Raw genomic sequence first — 16,817 nt, 5'->3', positions numbered from 1 at the left:
TCGCACTATTTGTTGAGGACTTCTGCTTTGCAGTTTGACACAAACGTCGGGTCACTGTTGTTGTTTCCAACCACGACCGTCATGCCAAATTCACTGCGGAGAACCGTTCCCTGAGCCACCGTCTGTCCGCCGGCATTAATATCAACACCGGTAGTGCCAACCGGCAGATATGCGCGGACAGCAGCTTCACAATCGGCGCCGCATCCTGTGGGAGCAGGGGTTGGAGCAGCAAGGTAGGTGATCGCATTGTTGTAGGTCGCGCTGGTGATCCGCACCGAAGCAATCCTGCAAAGAGACAACGCCTCTTGTGGAACTCCCTGCGCGTTTGTGAGCTGGAGCAGCCCTGCATTAGGATTGGTATTGGGGGCCGGAAGCAGAGAACCCAGCCGTCCGCTGGCGTTATTCCCGCTTTCCATCGCAACTACTGCGGTATCTGTCGGATACAAAGCAATTAGTTGTCGAATCACGTTTCTCATCTGGTCGACGCAGGCGCATTCAACCGCATTTCCAGCAGCGCCAGTTGTTCCAGTTGGGCCTGTTGCCCCGGTCGGCCCAGTAGGACCTGTCGGTCCAGTGGGGCCCGTCGCTCCTGTTCCGGTCGCTCCGGTAGCGCCTGTTGCCCCGGTCGGTCCAGTAGGACCTGTCGGGCCGGTGGGGCCCGTCGCTCCTGTTCCGGTCGCTCCGGTGGCGCCTGTTGCCCCGGTCGCACCGGTGGGACCTGTCGGACCGGTCGGTCCAGTAGGGCCTGTAAAACCAACTAGACCTGTCGGACCTGTTGGGCCGGTTGGACCAGTCGCACCTGTAGGTCCAGTAGGCCCTATACAATCAGGTGGACAGGGGCACGGGCAGGGACGGGGGCAAGGTTCAGGACAAGGGGGCGGGCAGGGACAGCAGCAATCCGAACATTTATAAATATTCATAAACACCCTCCATGGTCGCAGTAAATGACAAGCTTCTCGGCCTGTTATAAAACTGCGATTTGTCTTCAGTTTCATTCTGTATCAGTAACTATTGGATAATGTGGTTTAGGTGACCCGATACAGAATAATACTGCACTAGTATTGTATTCTACAAGAGGGAAAGCGGTTCATGAAAAAACTGGTGGAGTCTCATTATAAAGCCTCCTCTATCAGGAAGGACTTGAAATTCAGATGCTTTTATGGTATGATATTTTAGTTATAGTATGCGATCTTAACACATTACAATAAATATACGTCTTGTACGCGAAATATGGGAAGGAGTGAGCACTGGATGGCGAAACAACGAATCGCTTTGTTGTTTGGCGGCATTTCATCGGACAGCTACAAATATCTTCCATCCGTACGCTCGGTAGCAGAAGCATTATCAGAAAACCAGTTTGAAGTAGTATTGTTAGGTATTTCTCCAAAAGGGAAGTGGCTTTATTGCCCCATGGAGCTGTCCTTGCTGCAGCAAGAGGACTGGATGAAACATCCGGACTGCTGTCCAGTCGTTTTTAACATGGACGGCACCAAGCAGGGAATTTACAAAATTCTGGAAGACCAAACTCTTTCCTTTTTACATTTGGACTGTGTCATCCCCTTGCTTTACGGCCGGGGGGCGGTGGATGGAAAAGTGCAGGGTGTATTGGATCTATCCGGAATACCCTATGTAGGAAGCGGTACCTGTCCCGCGGCGGTTTCTATGGACCGGGCGTTCACTCACATGATCGCCAACAGCGCTGGCATTGGCACAGCTCGATATCTGATGGTGAAACGAAACGACAAACTCGATGTACATCAACTGTCTGAACAAGTGTTGGACAGTTTTGGTTATCCGGTATTTGTAAAGCCTGTCGGCAGTTTGTCCGGTGTTTCTTTGGTGGATAATGAGGAGGAATTGGCGGAAGCAGTCAAAACCTCTTTTACTCATGACGACAAAGTGCTCATAGAAGAGCGTATTCTGGGAAGCCAAATCAAGTGTGCCGTCATCGGAAACGAAATCCCTGAAGCCTCGGTACTGGGAGAATATGCTCTGGAAATGGTTGGTCGGGATTTCGATCAAAAATCTTCGGAATGTATTATTCCCGCCCGACTCAGCCAGGATATTTCTTATCGAATTCGTGATTTAGCCATTAAGGTCTACCAGCTTTTTGACTGCTCGGGGTTGGCAGCCGTGGACTTTTTTGTTACCCCTGCAGAAGAGATTTATTTTAACCAGGTAAAAGCCATTCCTGATTTGTCTACCGATTCACTCTTTGTCAAACTGTGGGGAACGGTGGGCCTATCTTATGGGGATTTACTGGAACGCCTGATTATACTGGCGCAGGAGCAGGCTGAAACTGTCAAGTAACCGTCTGCAAACGGAAAGGAAATAGCATGTCTAAAGATGTCATGATCCGCATCAAAGGTGTTTATACGGTGGAAAACGACCAAACAACCGCGGAACTTTTTACAAAAGGTAAAATGTACAAAAAAAACAACCATACGTATCTTACTTATGAGGAAACTGAGACGACAGGATACGAAGGCTGTACCACCACTTTAAAAATCGAGGACCAGGGCCGTGTCACCATGATGCGAAGAGGCAGCACCTCTTCCCATTTGGTTCTCCAGCCGGGTATCCGCAACATTGGGCGCTACACCGTTTATGGAAGCCCGATGGAAATTGGAGTATTTGCCGAAAACTTGGAATGGAAGCTTACCGACGACAGCGCAAGCCTTCATATGGCATATACTCTGGATATGAACTCTGTCTTAATGAGCGAAAACGAGCTTTTTATCGACGTTTCCCAAGTGGAGGATTCCCACCCCCACAGCTAAAATATAAGTTTGGCAAGAGAGCTCCTATTTAACAGATTCTGTAAAGCTTTTAGTCCTCTGCCATCAAGAAACGACGGCGGATATAGTGCCGTTAAACCACATCACTGCCCATTTCCCAGAAAGGAAGGATATTTTTGATGACCAATCCGATTTTGGATGCGAAACAGGAGTGCCGAGAGATTATCCTGGCTGCTTTAGGCCGCTGTGTAGCAGAAGGTACGCTCTCCGAAGAACCTATTCCGGACTTTACCGTTGAAATTCCCGGGGATATTTCCCACGGCGATTTTGCCACTAACATCGCCATGGTATCGGCTAAAGTGTTCCGTAAGGCCCCCCGGCAGATAGCTGAGGCTTTGGCCCAACAAATCGTACTGGAGGGGACGAGCTTTGACGCCGTCGAAGTGGCAGGTGCCGGCTTTATCAACTTTACGCTGGGCCGCCGGTGGTTTTCCGCCTCGGTGCAGGAGGCGCTCTCCGCCAAGGAAAACTACGGCCGCACCGACTACGGACAGGGCAAACGGATGCTCGTCGAATTTGTATCCGCAAACCCCACCGGTCCCATGCACATCGGTAACGCCCGGGGCGGCGCTTTGGGCGACGGCATCGCGGCAGTTCTCGATTGGGCCGGTTTTCAGGCCGACCGGGAATTTTACATCAACGACGCTGGCAATCAAATTAATAAATTTGGCCTGTCATTGGACTTGCGGTACCAGCAGCTTTACAAAGACGGCGTTGAAATGCCAGAGGATTCCTACCACGGAGACGACATCATCGCCCATGCCAAAAACTTCGCCGCTATTCACGGCGACAAATACATGTCAGCCACCGAAGAAGAGCGTCGGAAAGCGTTAGTCCAATACGCGCTCCCCATTAACATCGCAAACCTGGAGACTGACCTTGCTAAGTACCGTATCCACTACGACCGGTGGTTCAAGGAGTCCGCTCTCCACGCCGATGGTTCCGTCGATAAAGTGATTGAGCTTCTCAAGGAAAAAGGGCACACTTACGAAGCCGAGGGGGCCATTTGGTTCAAGGCAACGGCGTTCGGCGCCGATAAGGATTTTGTGCTTGTCCGCTCCAACGGTTTCCCCACCTATATTGTTCCGGACATCGCCTATCATTACGACAAGCTGGTCACCCGCGGCTACGACAAGGCCATTAACGTGCTCGGTGCCGATCATCACGGTTACGTGGCCCGTATGAAGGCAGCTTTGGAGGCTATTGGTATCGATCCGTCCCGTCTCGACGTGGTGCTGATGCAGATGGTAAACCTGGTTCGCGACGGGCAGATTATCAAAGCCAGCAAACGGTCCGGCAAGGCCATCACACTGGTCACTCTGCTGGAGGAAATCCCGGTAGACGCCGCCCGGTTCTACTTTAATTTAAGAGAACCAAACTCACAGTTTGATTTTGACCTGGATCTGGCGGTGGAGCAGTCCAGCCAGAACCCAGTTTATTACGTCCAGTACGCCCACGCCCGGATTTGCTCCATCGTTGCCAAATTAAAAGGCGAAGGCATTGAAGCCAGAGCTGTAACTTTGGAGGAATTAGACCTTCTCATAGCACCGGAAGAGATTGAACTCATCCGGCATCTGGCCAAGCTGCCCAACGAAATTGTTGAGTCCGCTAAGACCTATGACCCGGCAAAAATGACCCGGTACGCCTTGGACCTGGCCGCTTTATTCCATAAATTCTACAATGCCTGTAAGGTTCTCTGCGGCGACGAAAAGCTGATGCAGGCCCGCTTGGCCTTATGCCTGGCCGTCCGTATTGCGCTGAAAAATACGCTGACCATTCTAAAAATTGACGCGCCTGAATCCATGTAAGGCCCGTCCTCAGGAGGCAAATACAAGATGAAATTAGGTATGGTGGGCCTTCCCAACGTGGGAAAGAGCACCCTTTTCAATGCCCTGACAAATGCAGGCGCCGAGTCTGCCAATTATCCGTTCTGTACCATTGAGCCCAATGTGGGCGTAGTATCGGTTCCAGATGAGCGGCTGGACCATCTGGCTGAAATGTACCATCCGAAAAAATTCACCCCCGCGGTCCTGGAATTTGTCGACATCGCGGGGCTTGTGAAAGGCGCGTCCAAAGGGGAGGGCCTGGGAAACAAGTTCTTGGCCGATATCCGGGAAGTGGACGCCATCGTCCACGTAGTCCGCTGTTTTGAGGATGTGGATGTGGTTCATGTGGACGGGACTATTGGTGCTGCCAGAGACATTGAAACTATCAATTTAGAGCTGATTTTTTCCGATATGGAGATTCTGGAGCGCCGGATCGCGAAAACCCAGAAACTCGTCCGCGCTGATAAGAAATACGCCGGGGAGCTGGAATTTTTAGAGCGGCTTTACGCCCATCTGGAAGAGGGGAAATCCGCCCGCAGTTTTGAGTTCACTGACGACGAACGGGAAATCATTGCTTCCTCGCCTCTTCTATCTAATAAACCAGTGATTTACGCCGCCAATATGTGTGAAGACGATTTTGTAGGTGGTTATGAGTCTAATACCCAGTATCAGGCGGTGAAGCAAATTGCAGAAGAGGAACATTCCGCTGTCTTACCCATCTGCGCGAAAATCGAGGAAGAAATTGCCGATATGACCGACGAAGAAAAGAAAGAGTTTTTAGCGGACCTAAACCTCAAGGAAAGCGGCCTCGCCCGTATCATCAAGGAAGGGTATGCTCTGCTAGGACTTATTTCCTTCCTAACGGCAGGAGAGCCGGAAGTTCGGGCCTGGACAATCACAAAGGGCACCAAAGCGCCTCAGGCCGCCGGAAAAATCCACACGGACTTTGAACGGGGCTTCATCCGGGCAGAAGTGGTTGCCTTTGACGACCTGATGGCCTGCGGCACCATGGCCGCTGCCAAAGAAAAGGGCCTCGTCCGGTTGGAAGGCAAGGAATATGTCATGAAAGACGGCGATATCGTATTGTTCCGTTTTAACGTATAGTAATAAATTTTCTAAAAGAGGACGGCGATGCCGTCCTCTTTTTTATAAAAAACTGTATTTCTGAAGAAATAAAGAATTATTTTTATATATTGACAATCTATTTTATTTTATGTTACAATGATACCACTATTTTCAAAGGAGGGAGCCCCCATGCTGTTCAGCCAAATGATCCGCATCCAATTGAACAGACAGTACCCATAAAGGAATGGTTCTTCTCGTGATTTGCCCGCAGAAGCTGTTTTACGGGAACGGCCTCTGCGTTTTTTATTTTTTAAAAGGGAGGGAGAGCGCTTTATGGAGCCATACCTTTACATCATGAAAACCCGGATGATGAAGGCTTTAGCCTACCGGTTTGACGTGCTTACCGCAGTACTAGTTCAGTGTTTTCTCGTCGTTGTCACCGCTTTTTTCTGGATTGCGGTCTACGGCGGGCGCGACAGTGCCGCCGGCGTTACAGAAAAACAGATGCTAACTTATACCATCATGTCCGGCGTTCTCTCCTGCCTCTTTACCATCAATGTGGAAATCCGGATTTCCCAGAGCATTCAAAAAGGAGATATTGCTCTGGACATCCTGAAACCTGTAAACCTATTCGGTATTTATCTGGCGGAAGATACCGGAAATTTACTGATCCTTTTGTTCCAAAATGTCTTGCCTCTGTTACTGGTCTCAGCTTTATTCATTCAGGTGCCTGTACCGGCATCGGCCCTGCTTCTGCTGCTGTTTATCGTCACCGCGGCCATCAGTTATCTCATCAACTGGCTATTGTCCGTCACCTTCGGAATGCTCTCCTTTTGGCTCATCAGAATGGGGCCGCTTTCTTCTCTAAAAATCTGCGTTATCCGCATGCTCTCTGGCAGCATCATCCCTTTGTGGTTTTTTCCAGAATGGCTCCGCAATATTCTGGCCTTTTTGCCCTTTCAGTATATTTACCAGCTTCCCCTCAGTATCTACATCGGCAAGCTGACAGAACAGGAGACTATCTTTCAGGTTGGCGTACAGCTGGTCTGGCTTTTAATCCTTTACGGCCTGTACCGGCTGATGCAAAGGAAAGTACTGAAAAACGTCATGGTTCAGGGCGGCTGACAGGAGGAAAAACATGTTACAAAAAATTAAGCACTACGGCTCCGTCGCCTGGAAAATCGCCAAAATGAGCATTCAGGAGGATATCGAGTATCCCTTGGGCCTATTGGGATGGGTTGTCGCCAACATCTTCCAGTTTGTAGTCGGATTTGCCATGATCAAATTCGTCATCGCAGAGTTCGGTGACTTAAACGGCTGGCACTTTGGGGAAATCGCCTTTATGTATGGTTTAGGGATTATCAGTCACTCTATATCGGTTTTGCTGTTTGTACAAACCTGGGGAATGGGCTGGCATATTATAAACGGCGCGTTTGACCGGTTTATGGTTCGACCCATGAGCGTACTTTTCCAGTTCTTGTTTATGTATGTAAATCTCATCGGTGTAGCAGACGCCGTTCCTGGCCTAATGATTTTTGCCTACGGCTGCGTACAGGTCAATTTCCAATGGTCCCTGGCCAATCTTCTGTCCGTTCTGGTAACTATTTTCGGCGCTACCCTGATTCGAGGCGGCATCTACATGATTTTCGGCTGTACCTGCTTTTGGACCAACAGTCCCAATCAGTTTGTACCTTTATGCCAGCAGATGTTCGACAAGACGACAATGTATCCACTCTCTATGTATCCAAGGGTTTTGCAGGGCGTCTTTACCTTCCTGCTTCCCTTGGGGTTCATCAGCTATTACCCTGCCAGCGACCTCCTCGACAAGGTCGGACGGTTTGTTTTTCCTGGGGGTGCCGCGCTCTTTACCCTCGGATCCGGCGTGATTGTCTACCTAATCGCCTGCCTGCTGTTTAAGCTGGGCCTGCGCCGGTACGAAAGCGCTGGGAATTAACGAATCTTTTTAAACTGTGCCTGTATCGCTGCAAAGCCCATTTTTCCTGAAAGAAAGGATTGTCAGCTATGTCTATCATCACCGTAGACCACTTGGTCAAAGACTATAAAATCATCCGTAAAGAAGAGGGATTGAAAGGCGCGCTCAAGAGCCTTGTACACAAAAAGAAGGAGAGCCTCCGGGCAGTGGATCATGTGAGTTTTTCTATCGATCGGGGGGAGATCGTCGCCTATATCGGCCCCAATGGAGCGGGAAAGAGCACCACCGTCAAAATGATGTCCGGAATATTGACTCCCACCGCGGGGGAAATTCGGATTAATGGCCTCTCCCCACAGAAAAACCGCAAGGAAGTGGTGCAAAACCTGGGTGTCGTGTTCGGGCAGCGCAGCCAGCTTCAGTGGGATTTGCGATTGGGCGAGACCTTTGAGCTTTTAAAACGCATTTACCGCATCGACGACAGAACCTATAAAGGAAATCTGGATATTATGGATGATATTCTGGAGATTGGACAGATCATCGACCAGCCGGTGAGGCAGCTTTCTCTCGGCCAGCGGATGCGGGGAGATTTAGCGGCCGCCATGCTCCATTCGCCGGAAGTTCTGTTTTTGGACGAACCCACTATTGGATTGGACGTAAACGCTAAATACGCCATCCGAAAGTTCATCAAGGAAATCAATCAGACGAGGAAAACAACGATTATTCTCACCACCCACGACCTGGGGGATATTCAGGAACTCTGTTCCCGCCTAATGATCATCAACAAGGGCAAGCTCATCGAGGACGGATCTCTGGTAGAGCTCATCGACCGAATTGCCCCCTACCGCCAACTGATTGTAGACTTTTATGCCGAACAGGCTCCTATATGCCACCCCTCCGCTCAGTTTATATCTGGGGAAGGCGCCCGACAGGTGCTTCGCTTTCAAAAAACGGACATTACCGCCGCAAAGCTCATTGAAGATATCTCTAAGCAGGCTAAAATCAAGGATTTTAGCCTAGAGGAAGCAAAAATTGACGATATCATTAAAGTAGCCTACGATCAGTAACCGTTTGAAAATAATAGAAAAGAGCACGTTCTGATTTCAGAACGCGCTCTTTTTCTTTGAGGATTCTTACCGGCCAAATTCTGGATTGAATGCGTAGAAGTTTTTGCTGTTGACTTTTTCTTGGCCGATACGCAACGCCTCGCCAAAGCGCTGAAAATGGACGATCTCTCTTTCCCGGAGGAAACGGATAGCGTCTTTGACATCGGGATCGTCTACCAGCCGCAGGATATTATCATAGCTCAGCCTGGCTTTCTGTTCCGCCGCCAAGTCTTCATGCAAATCGGCAAACAAGTCACCTGTAGAGGCCAAAGTCTCTGTGCTGAACGCCATGCCAGAAGCGGCCTGAGGCCAAATTCCCGCGGTATGGTCAACAAAGTATTGGTCAAATCCCTGGGCCTTGATCTGCTCGACCGTCAAGTTTTTGGTCAGCTGATACAGAATTGCGGAAATCATTTCCACATGTGCCAGTTCTTCGGTGCCTACATCAGTCAGTGTACCGGTAATTTCACCAAAGGGACAGCTGTAACGCTGAGAGAGATAACGAGTGGCCGCACCCAGCTCGCCGTGAGGACCGCCTAACTGTGACATAATCACTGTGGCCGCTTTGGCGTCGGGGCGTTTGATTTTCACTGGATGAATCAGATGTTTATCATAACTCCACATACTCGTTATACCCCCATTTCCCAAGGCCACGGATTATCTACCCATGCCCAGCGCATCTGGCCGCCAGCTGTATTCTGAACCCGGCCATTTTTTTCTTCCCATTCCATCATGAGATCATGGAGCTTATCAGCGCATTTCTTAAAAAATTTCAGCGCCTCCTGGTCGTTTGGATGGGTATTCAAAAACAGGTTGGCTTCAATGACCGCAAACTTGGCGATTTGGATTTCTTTCAGCAGTGTATTTTTGTTATCTTCCATTTTGTACCGCCTCCTTACCGATGAATGGCAGGTCGAGCTTTGCAAAAAGCGTTCCCCGTTCCAGCGCCACAGAGGGGGCGTATAAATCTTCCCATCTCTGCATCGGCACATAAGACATTGCAAGCGGAAGCTGGTCTAAACACATTTTGCCAAAATCAACTTGCTCCCAGTTTTCCATCAGCATAACACCTCTTTCTTGTAAAAATACAGTATATGGTATGCTGGGGAAAAATTGTCGGTTCTCAATCAAAAAAAACAGCGTTTTCCCCTGTTTTTAAAGAGAAATAACGCTGTTTTCTATTTGTTAGCGAAGCAAAACTACGCCCGCTGCCATACAAAAACAAATGGATACGGTAAAAATGACATCCAATTTTTTTACTGAAGTTTCATGATAATTAGTCCGCTGGCCTTCCTCGGAAAAACCTTTGGACTCCATTGCCATAGCAAGGCATTCCGACCATCGAATGGCGTTTACGAACATGACGAAAACCGGTTTTAAGGAAAAAGGGGAGAATATCCCCCTCACCTGTAGGGCACGCCGGGCATTCCCATATTCCTTTTGAATGTTCGGAAGGAGGTGGACAGCCGCCAAAATACCATAGGCAAACTTTGGGGGCAGTTTTGCCTGTTGCTGTAAGCTGACAATAAATTCCTGTGCACCGGTAGTCAGAGAAAACAGGATGCCGAGTCCTGCAAAGGCAAAAATCCGCGTCCCCAGCTGTAATCCGTTGTAGAGTGAACCGATGGACATGGCGGCGATTCCAATGCTTCCTGTGTATCCAGCTGCCTTCGGTCCGGTATACAACAGACCGGTAATCAGAAAGCCAACCGCCATCAATAAAACGGGCAAAAAGAGGAGAAAAAGCTTTTTCTTAGAGGCTCTTGAAAAAATGGCCACTGCCGTCAGCGAAAGCCCTAACACCAACAGGTTGAGCCACACCGAATAGCTGAAAGACAATAAAACCGCGCTGATTAAAACGGTCAATGCCTTGCAGAAGGGATTGACGTTTTCCAGGTAGGGCTTCTTCATGCGGAAACCACCTCGCTTTCGATGCTGATACGTATTGGCGTCAGCTTACCGTTTTCCAGCCGGTAAATTTGGTGGGCCCGGCGACAAGCCATCTCTTCGTCGTGTGTGGACAGTATGACCGTCAGATTTTGCTTGCGTACCAACTCTCCCAGCAGATCCATAATTGCTTCACAAGAGCGGTCGTCCTGTCCGTAGGTGGGCTCATCTAAAAGTAGGATCTGCTGGCCGCCCGCAAGCATGGAAAGAACCGCTAAACGCCGTTGCTGTCCCTGACTAAGCATAAAGGGGGAACGATTCCGAGCATTTTTCAATTGGAACTGTTCCAGAAGGGACAGTGCGTTTTCTTCTAACTGTCGCGGTGGCGCCTTTTTACCGGTTCGTTTGAGGCTGAACAATATTTCATCCAACGCGCCCTGAGTTACAAATTGGTTCATGGGATTCTGAAATACGATGCCTGCATTGGTGAAAAGTTCTTTTTTCTTATAACTCCGGACTTCTTTGCCTTGAAACAGTATGTTGCCCTCATATTGACGCAGGCCCAGCATCGCTTCAAACAGTGTGGTTTTGCCCGCTCCGGATTTTCCCAGAATGGCGGTAATGCCTCCGGTAGGGAAGGCAGCCGATGCACCGGAAAGCAACGGCACATCTGCACAAGAAGATTTCCTTCGATTGTCCGCATAAAGGGTCACTTGTTCCAGAATGAATGCCGGCTTACCTGTATTCAATGTGTGTGGTGCCTCACATAAAATATCCTTTTTCCGTTCCGGCACAAAGTCCGTATGCCGCGGCTGAGATAACAGAGAGATGGAGTTGTTTTCTTCCAACCGGACAATTCGGTCGGCAAGGCCTTCCCAGCGCGGCCAATGATGGTCGATGGCCAAAATAGTCAATGTCTTATCCCGATGGAGTTTTTTCAAAAGAAGGATGATTTCCTCGGCTGAGGCCGGGTCCAGGTTGGCAAACGGCTCGTCCAAAATAAGGCAGGCAGCATCCAATGCCAAAATACAGGAAAGCGCCGCTTTTTGCTTTTCCCCGCCGGAAAGGGAGTGGAGAGGGCGGTCAAGAAAGGCATCCATACCGGTCTGGCAGGCGGCCTCCCATGCCCTTGCATCCATACATGCTGGGTCTGCCGCGATATTTTCCAGGCAAAAACGCAGTTCTTCCCGCAGCGTTTTCATACAAAACTGCAGATCGCAGTTTTGAAACATTATGGATAGATGCCGTACCCGCTTGTTTTCCGGCATCTCCAGGATGTTTTCCCCGCGAATTGTGACTGTCCCACTTTGCAAAAAACCGCCATTTTTTGGTAAAAGCCCCGCTAAAATGGACGCTAAAGTGCTTTTTCCGCATCCACTGTCCCCAGTGAGCAAGGTGACGCTCCCTTTGGGGAGTTCCAGCGAAATGTTTTCCAAAACCGGCCGTTTGGACTGTTCACAATATCGGAAGGTCAAGTGTTCGGCGGCAAGCAGTATTTCCTTTTCCATCATTCTTCCTCAATAAGAATGTTTTTTTGGCCCAGGGCGTAACTTCTCAGCACGCCCGCCTTATTAAGGCCGTCAGCGAACAGCTTGGACCCGACAGTGCAGAACAGCAGCGAGCTGAGAAGGCGGATCACAAACATGACAACGAGAAGGGAGGGAGCTAAATCAAAGAATCCGGACCGGACAAAGCCCCATCCAAAGCTCAGTACCGTCGCCCCCAGTGCGGAAAGGCTCATAGAGAGCCAGTCATAGCGTTTGTAGCGAAAGATAGTAAAGCCTATCTCAGCACCTAGCCCCTGCAAAAAACCGGACACAAATACGATAGGACCGTACATATTGCCCAAGAGTACCTCGATAAGGGCGGCCAGCATTTCAGAAACGATGGCGACGCCAGGCTTTTGCAGCACGTAGGCGGCGAAGGTGGACGCCATAAACCAGATGCCAAAAATAATTTCATTGCCAAGCGGGGCCAGCCCCAAAGGGGTGAGTGCCGTCGTCAGAGGAATGGATAGATATACCGCACCAAGGTAAACCACGGCAAAAAACACCGAAACAATTCCTACCATGAGAATATCTTTTAACTGCCACTTAACGTTTATTTTCATCCTTTTTCTCCTTTACTTTGTCGGACTATTGACAGACAGAGTCGCTTCTAATATGTAGTGGGAAATATTCTGCTCGGCGTATTTCATCACTTCGTCAAAGTAATCGAAAATATCGTGGACGTCGCCCTGCAAAACGGTGGCGTAGTGGCTGGATTCCAGGTATACGCCCCGTTCAATGGCAAGGTTTGCAATATGAGCGATATGGCGGATATAATCGTCCATCCCCATGGGATAGAAGGCAAATTTGCAGAGAACCGGAAAGTGTTTATCTGCAATACGTGCCTGGTTCATAAGGACGTTGTCTTCCGAAAGGAAACTGTCAGCGTCGGTGTCGCCGGGGCAGCCTTTAGAAAAAGTCGCTTCCATGACCATGTGGACATCTTGTTGATATGCATTTACAAAACATGCCTTTACGGCGTCGGTCACATGGATCCGTTTGCCCCGATAGATAGTGGAGAGCTTATCAGTAGTGTGCCAGATCTTCCTCGTATCCACCTGTTTGACCGCGTCGAGAATGATGTCAATGTACCGGCCGCTCATGGGACAGAGCACGAATCGGCATCCAGTAATGTCGAGACTGGCGCCTCTGCCGCACCACGGGCAATCTAAATCTTCAAGTTTTTTGTTAGACATAAAAAAATAGCCCCTTTCCTGTACCCGGAAAGAGGCTATTTGCCGCTCACTGTTACACTCCCTTCGCCGGTATTATCCGTATCAGGTTATGCGGGTTAAGGCAAGTTGCCTCTCTCAGCCAGCGTTTCGCCAGCACCCCGGGTTTTTTGTATTCAATTGTACAAAGCAGTCTCCCGCTTTTTCCAACAAATTGTACCATGGTTTTTTTTAATCGTCAACACAGTAACTGTAAAAAAAGCGCCTCGTTTTTCATCATTTAACTGTGCATATTGGCAAATAGCAGTAACGTTTTCCCCATTTTCCCCTGCAAAACGGGAAGAACTCTCCAGCGCACCGGAGAGTTCCTTTCTTTTACTTTTCTGGTGTATTTTTTTGATAAATGAGCCGCAGACCCTTGAGCAGCAAATCGTCGTCCACGATAATTTCCCGCTTACAGTAGGGAACAATACATTTGCTGAGGCCTCCGGTGGCGATGACGGTGGCCTTTTCCCCCAGTTCCTCTTCCACCCGGTCAATGATGCCGTCTAAAGTTGCGGCATTGCCGTAGATGGCGCCGCTTTTCATGCAGTCGATGGTGTTGGTGCCAATGATGCGCTTGGGCGGTTCCAGACTGATGCTCTGAAGCTGAGAAGTACGGGAGGTGAGTGCCTCCTGGGATACTTTTACCCCGGGAACAATCATCCCGCCCAGGTAATTTTTGTTTTTGTCGATAACCGAAACAGTGGTCGCTGTCCCCATATCAAAAATAATAAGGGGCGTCTGATACTGGTGAAGCGCCGCCACGGCATCCACCACCAAATCACTCCCCAGCTGGGCTGGGTTGTCGATTTTGATGTTAAGGCCGGTCTTAAGGCCAGGCCCCACCACCAAGGGAGTGCACCCAATCGCTTTTTCCACCGCCAGTTCCAAAATCTGGATCAGCGGCGGGACCACCGATGAAATAATACTGCCGGAAATACGGCCGGGATCAACGCCGTTTAATTCCATCAGGTTTTTAAAGCTGATGGCGTATTCGTCGTCAGTCCGGCTCCGGTCGGTTGCCAGGCGGCCCACAAAGTATATTTTTTCGTCGTCGAGACAGCCGATGACAATATTGGTGTTTCCTACATCTAATGCTAAAATCATATTGTGTCCATTCCTTTTCTGATCATTATACTCCTGTTTTCCGTTTCTGTACCTTGAACAGTGCCTTGCAAATGGCCACTGTCAAAATTGCTGCCAAAATTGCCTCCGGTACGCCGTTAATACCGATGACTGTCAGGATCACTTTATAAAGAGTGTCCACTTTGACGCCTTTGGCTGCAGCGTAGCTGTCCCCAAAAAGGAAGTATATCAGATTCATGACAAGCAGGGTATTGACCAAAGAACCTGCGAGGCCTGCAATGGTCAGGGACAGCGTTTCTCCGCCTTTACGCTGCTTCATCAACTTTTTGAGTCCAATGTAGACAAAATAAGGTACAATGCCGACTAAAATACGGGGAATAAAACAGATAATGAGGCTCAGGGGATTGCCGGCCCCGTCTCCTACACTGTAAAAAGGCGAAAACACAAAGGAAGTCGCCGTCGGGGAAACGGTGTTTTGGATCAGGCTGGTGACGCCAAAGAGTGCGCCTAAAATGGCGCCTTTTTTCGGTCCCAGCAGAATGGATCCCACGATAACGGGGATGTGGATGATGGTCGCCCTGGTTACTCCAAGCGGGATGTACCCGATAAACGGGGTAAAAGCCAGGATGAAGATGATGGCTCCAAGCAGAGCAAGCTGAACTAGTCCCAAGGTCTTTTCCGATGTTTTTTTCATATAAAATTCCTCCTGCTATTGTTCCAATCTGGATACAATGCAATTTTAGCAGTTTTATTATACCTGCCCCTAGGCGCGAATGCAAGGATTTTATGGAAATCCATAAAAATGTTGTACAAGATTTTTGAATCTGGTATAATAACCTCACAAGCAAACGGCAAAGTGGTTTGCAAAACACCTGAAAGGTGCTTTTTTACCGTTGAAAACGGCATACAGGCCCCTAGGAGCTTGGGAATATGGCGTAATAATCCCAATCCCCAAAGGTTTGATGGAAAATCTTATCATAAATGCACTATATGGCCATCCGGCAAGGGAGAGTGGAGAAATGTTTTATAAGAAAAATGTGCTATTAGGCGTTACCGGTGGGATTGCTGCCTACAAAATTCCCAATCTGGCCAGCATGCTGGCGAAACAAGGGCTCAATGTCCGCGTCATGATGACACCGCATGCAGCTGAATTTATCACGCCTGCCACCTTTGAGGCGCTGACCGGCAACCACTGCCTACTGGACACCTTCGAGCGGACCCAGCCACCGGAAATCCATCATATCGCCTGGGCCAAAGAAGCCGATTGTGTGCTGATCGCCCCCGCTTCCGCTGATGTGATCGGAAAAATCGCAAACGGTATTGCAGATGACATTATCACGTCAACTTTGTTGGCCTGCAGGTGTCCAATCTACATTGCGCCCGCCATGAATACCCGAATGTTCGAAAATCCCATTGTACAGGACAACATCCAAAAACTCCGTCACTACGGCTATCATATCATCACCCCTAATGCCGGCTATCTTGCCTGCGGAGACACAGGGGCGGGAAAAATGCCGGAACCTTCGGAACTTTACGCCTACCTGGAGCAAGAATTGGCCTGCGAAAAGGATATGTCTGGCCTGAAGGTACTGGTGACGGCGGGGGCCACACAGGAGGCTCTTGACCCAGTCCGAATCCTCACCAATCACTCCTCCGGAAAAATGGGCTACGCCGTGGCAAAAGCCGCCGCCCTCCGCGGCGCGGAAGTCACTCTGATTTCGGGTAAAACCAATCTGGCACCGCCCCTTGGCATAAATTTTGTCCCCATTGCCTCAGCAAAAGAGATGTTTGAGGAAGTAAAAAAATTTTATCGAGAGCAGGATATTATTATAAAAGCGGCTGCTGTGGCCGATTACACGCCGGTTTCATTCAGCGAAGAAAAAATTAAGAAATCAGACAACGATCTTTCTATTGAACTAAAACGCACCGACGACATTCTCAGGTTTTTAGGCGAACACCGGCAAAAAGGCCAGATACTCTGCGGATTTTCAATGGAAACGGAACGGATGCTGGAAAATGCGCGGACAAAGCTTCAAAAGAAAAACCTCGATTTAATCGCCGCTAACAATGTCAAAGTGCCGGGAGCGGGATTTGAACGCGATACCAACGTCCTTACACTGATCACCAAAGCACAGGAGACTAAGCTGCCGCTGATGGACAAGGAGGAGGCCGCCCGCTATGTGCTGGATGCTGCTTTGCACCTTTACCGGGAGAAAAAATAGCAATGCTAGAATAGGGAAACTGTTCATACAGTTTCCCTTTACTTTTTTAAAAGGATTATGTTATACTATAGCGTGAAATGTTATTATAAAATGAGACCAGTGGAAAATTCCAATTTTCTTCTTTTAATAACAACAT

General features: G+C 49.1%; 18 protein-coding genes and 1 riboswitch. Of the genes, 8 read left to right on the top strand and 10 right to left on the bottom strand.

Translation table 11 applies throughout. The annotated features are described in order from the left end of the window. Nucleotides 1–5: 5 nt before the first annotated feature. Entirely contained in the window at nt 6–920 is a 915-nt protein-coding gene (locus H8710_RS10480) for a collagen-like protein (RefSeq protein WP_249295471.1), read from the bottom strand. A gap of 331 nt (nt 921–1,251) precedes the next feature. On the opposite strand from H8710_RS10480, the gene H8710_RS10475 reads away from it, so the two are divergent. The 7 genes from H8710_RS10475 (at nt 1,252) to H8710_RS10445 (ending at nt 8,686) form a co-directional block, all read left to right on the top strand. After that, nucleotides 1,252–2,310, top strand: coding sequence for a D-alanine--D-alanine ligase (locus tag H8710_RS10475; RefSeq protein WP_249295470.1), 1,059 nt, complete (start codon nt 1,252–1,254; stop codon nt 2,308–2,310). Nucleotides 2,311–2,336: 26 nt separating this feature from the next. Further along, complete coding sequence (locus tag H8710_RS10470; RefSeq protein ID WP_249295469.1) at nt 2,337–2,780, top strand: YwiB family protein; 444 nt, start codon at nt 2,337–2,339, stop codon at nt 2,778–2,780. Nucleotides 2,781–2,917: 137 nt separating this feature from the next. Further along, nucleotides 2,918–4,606, top strand: coding sequence for an arginine--tRNA ligase (gene argS / locus H8710_RS10465; RefSeq protein WP_249295468.1), 1,689 nt, complete (start codon nt 2,918–2,920; stop codon nt 4,604–4,606). Between the two features lie 27 nt (nt 4,607–4,633). Continuing rightward, a complete protein-coding gene (gene ychF, locus H8710_RS10460; protein WP_249295467.1) occupies nt 4,634–5,728 on the top strand; it encodes a redox-regulated ATPase YchF in 1,095 nt (364 codons plus the stop codon). 294 nt (nt 5,729–6,022) lie between these two features. Beyond that, nucleotides 6,023–6,814 carry an ABC transporter permease gene (locus H8710_RS10455; RefSeq protein ID WP_249295466.1) on the top strand — a complete coding sequence of 264 codons (792 nt, stop codon included), beginning with the start codon at nt 6,023–6,025 and terminating at the stop codon, nt 6,812–6,814. Between the two features lie 13 nt (nt 6,815–6,827). Next, complete coding sequence (locus H8710_RS10450) at nt 6,828–7,643, top strand: ABC transporter permease (RefSeq protein WP_249295465.1); 816 nt, start codon at nt 6,828–6,830, stop codon at nt 7,641–7,643. 68 nt (nt 7,644–7,711) lie between these two features. After that, nucleotides 7,712–8,686, top strand: a complete 975-nt coding sequence (locus H8710_RS10445; RefSeq protein ID WP_249295464.1) for an ABC transporter ATP-binding protein — start codon at nt 7,712–7,714, stop codon at nt 8,684–8,686. Between the two features lie 66 nt (nt 8,687–8,752). On the opposite strand, the gene H8710_RS10440 is transcribed toward H8710_RS10445, so the two are convergent. From H8710_RS10440 to H8710_RS10400, 9 genes are all read right to left on the bottom strand, one after another. Next, nucleotides 8,753–9,349, bottom strand: a complete 597-nt coding sequence (locus H8710_RS10440) for a manganese catalase family protein (protein ID WP_249295463.1) — start codon at nt 9,347–9,349, stop codon at nt 8,753–8,755. Nucleotides 9,350–9,354: 5 nt separating this feature from the next. Further along, the gene (locus tag H8710_RS10435) at nt 9,355–9,606 is read right to left on the bottom strand and encodes a spore coat protein CotJB (RefSeq protein ID WP_249295462.1); all 252 of its coding nucleotides are present in this window, start codon (nt 9,604–9,606) and stop codon (nt 9,355–9,357) included. After that, nucleotides 9,596–9,784, bottom strand: a complete 189-nt coding sequence (locus H8710_RS10430) for a spore coat associated protein CotJA (protein ID WP_249295461.1) — start codon at nt 9,782–9,784, stop codon at nt 9,596–9,598. Before H8710_RS10430 ends, H8710_RS10435 begins: the two co-directional genes overlap by 11 nt. 126 nt (nt 9,785–9,910) lie before the next feature. After that, entirely contained in the window at nt 9,911–10,636 is a 726-nt protein-coding gene (locus tag H8710_RS10425) for an energy-coupling factor transporter transmembrane component T family protein (protein ID WP_249295460.1), read from the bottom strand. Further along, entirely contained in the window at nt 10,633–12,123 is a 1,491-nt protein-coding gene (locus H8710_RS10420; RefSeq protein WP_249295459.1) for an ABC transporter ATP-binding protein, read from the bottom strand. The genes H8710_RS10425 and H8710_RS10420 overlap by 4 nt, the downstream gene beginning before the upstream one ends. Further along, nucleotides 12,120–12,722, bottom strand: coding sequence for an ECF transporter S component (locus H8710_RS10415; protein WP_249295458.1), 603 nt, complete (start codon nt 12,720–12,722; stop codon nt 12,120–12,122). Before H8710_RS10415 ends, H8710_RS10420 begins: the two co-directional genes overlap by 4 nt. A 12-nt stretch (nt 12,723–12,734) precedes the next feature. After that, nucleotides 12,735–13,355, bottom strand: coding sequence for a YkoF family thiamine/hydroxymethylpyrimidine-binding protein (locus H8710_RS10410; protein WP_249295457.1), 621 nt, complete (start codon nt 13,353–13,355; stop codon nt 12,735–12,737). A 40-nt stretch (nt 13,356–13,395) separates the two neighbouring features. Further along, a riboswitch (TPP riboswitch) is annotated at nt 13,396–13,505 on the bottom strand. 201 nt (nt 13,506–13,706) lie between these two features. Beyond that, nucleotides 13,707–14,480 carry a type III pantothenate kinase gene (locus tag H8710_RS10405; protein ID WP_249295456.1) on the bottom strand — a complete coding sequence of 258 codons (774 nt, stop codon included), beginning with the start codon at nt 14,478–14,480 and terminating at the stop codon, nt 13,707–13,709. A gap of 25 nt (nt 14,481–14,505) precedes the next feature. Next, nucleotides 14,506–15,153: an ECF transporter S component gene (locus H8710_RS10400; protein WP_249295455.1), complete on the bottom strand. Its 648-nt coding sequence runs from the start codon at nt 15,151–15,153 to the stop codon at nt 14,506–14,508. 325 nt (nt 15,154–15,478) lie between these two features. Here H8710_RS10400 and coaBC point away from each other — a divergent pair, with 325 nt between their 5' ends. Continuing rightward, the gene (coaBC, locus tag H8710_RS10395; protein ID WP_249295454.1) at nt 15,479–16,681 is read left to right on the top strand and encodes a bifunctional phosphopantothenoylcysteine decarboxylase/phosphopantothenate--cysteine ligase CoaBC; all 1,203 of its coding nucleotides are present in this window, start codon (nt 15,479–15,481) and stop codon (nt 16,679–16,681) included. Nucleotides 16,682–16,817: the final 136 nt, after the last annotated feature.

The organism is Fumia xinanensis (genome assembly GCF_014384905.1).
GTDB classification, from domain to species: Bacteria; Bacillota; Clostridia; order Oscillospirales; family Ruminococcaceae; genus Fumia; species Fumia xinanensis.
This window is presented reverse-complemented; position numbering and strand designations above follow the sequence as displayed.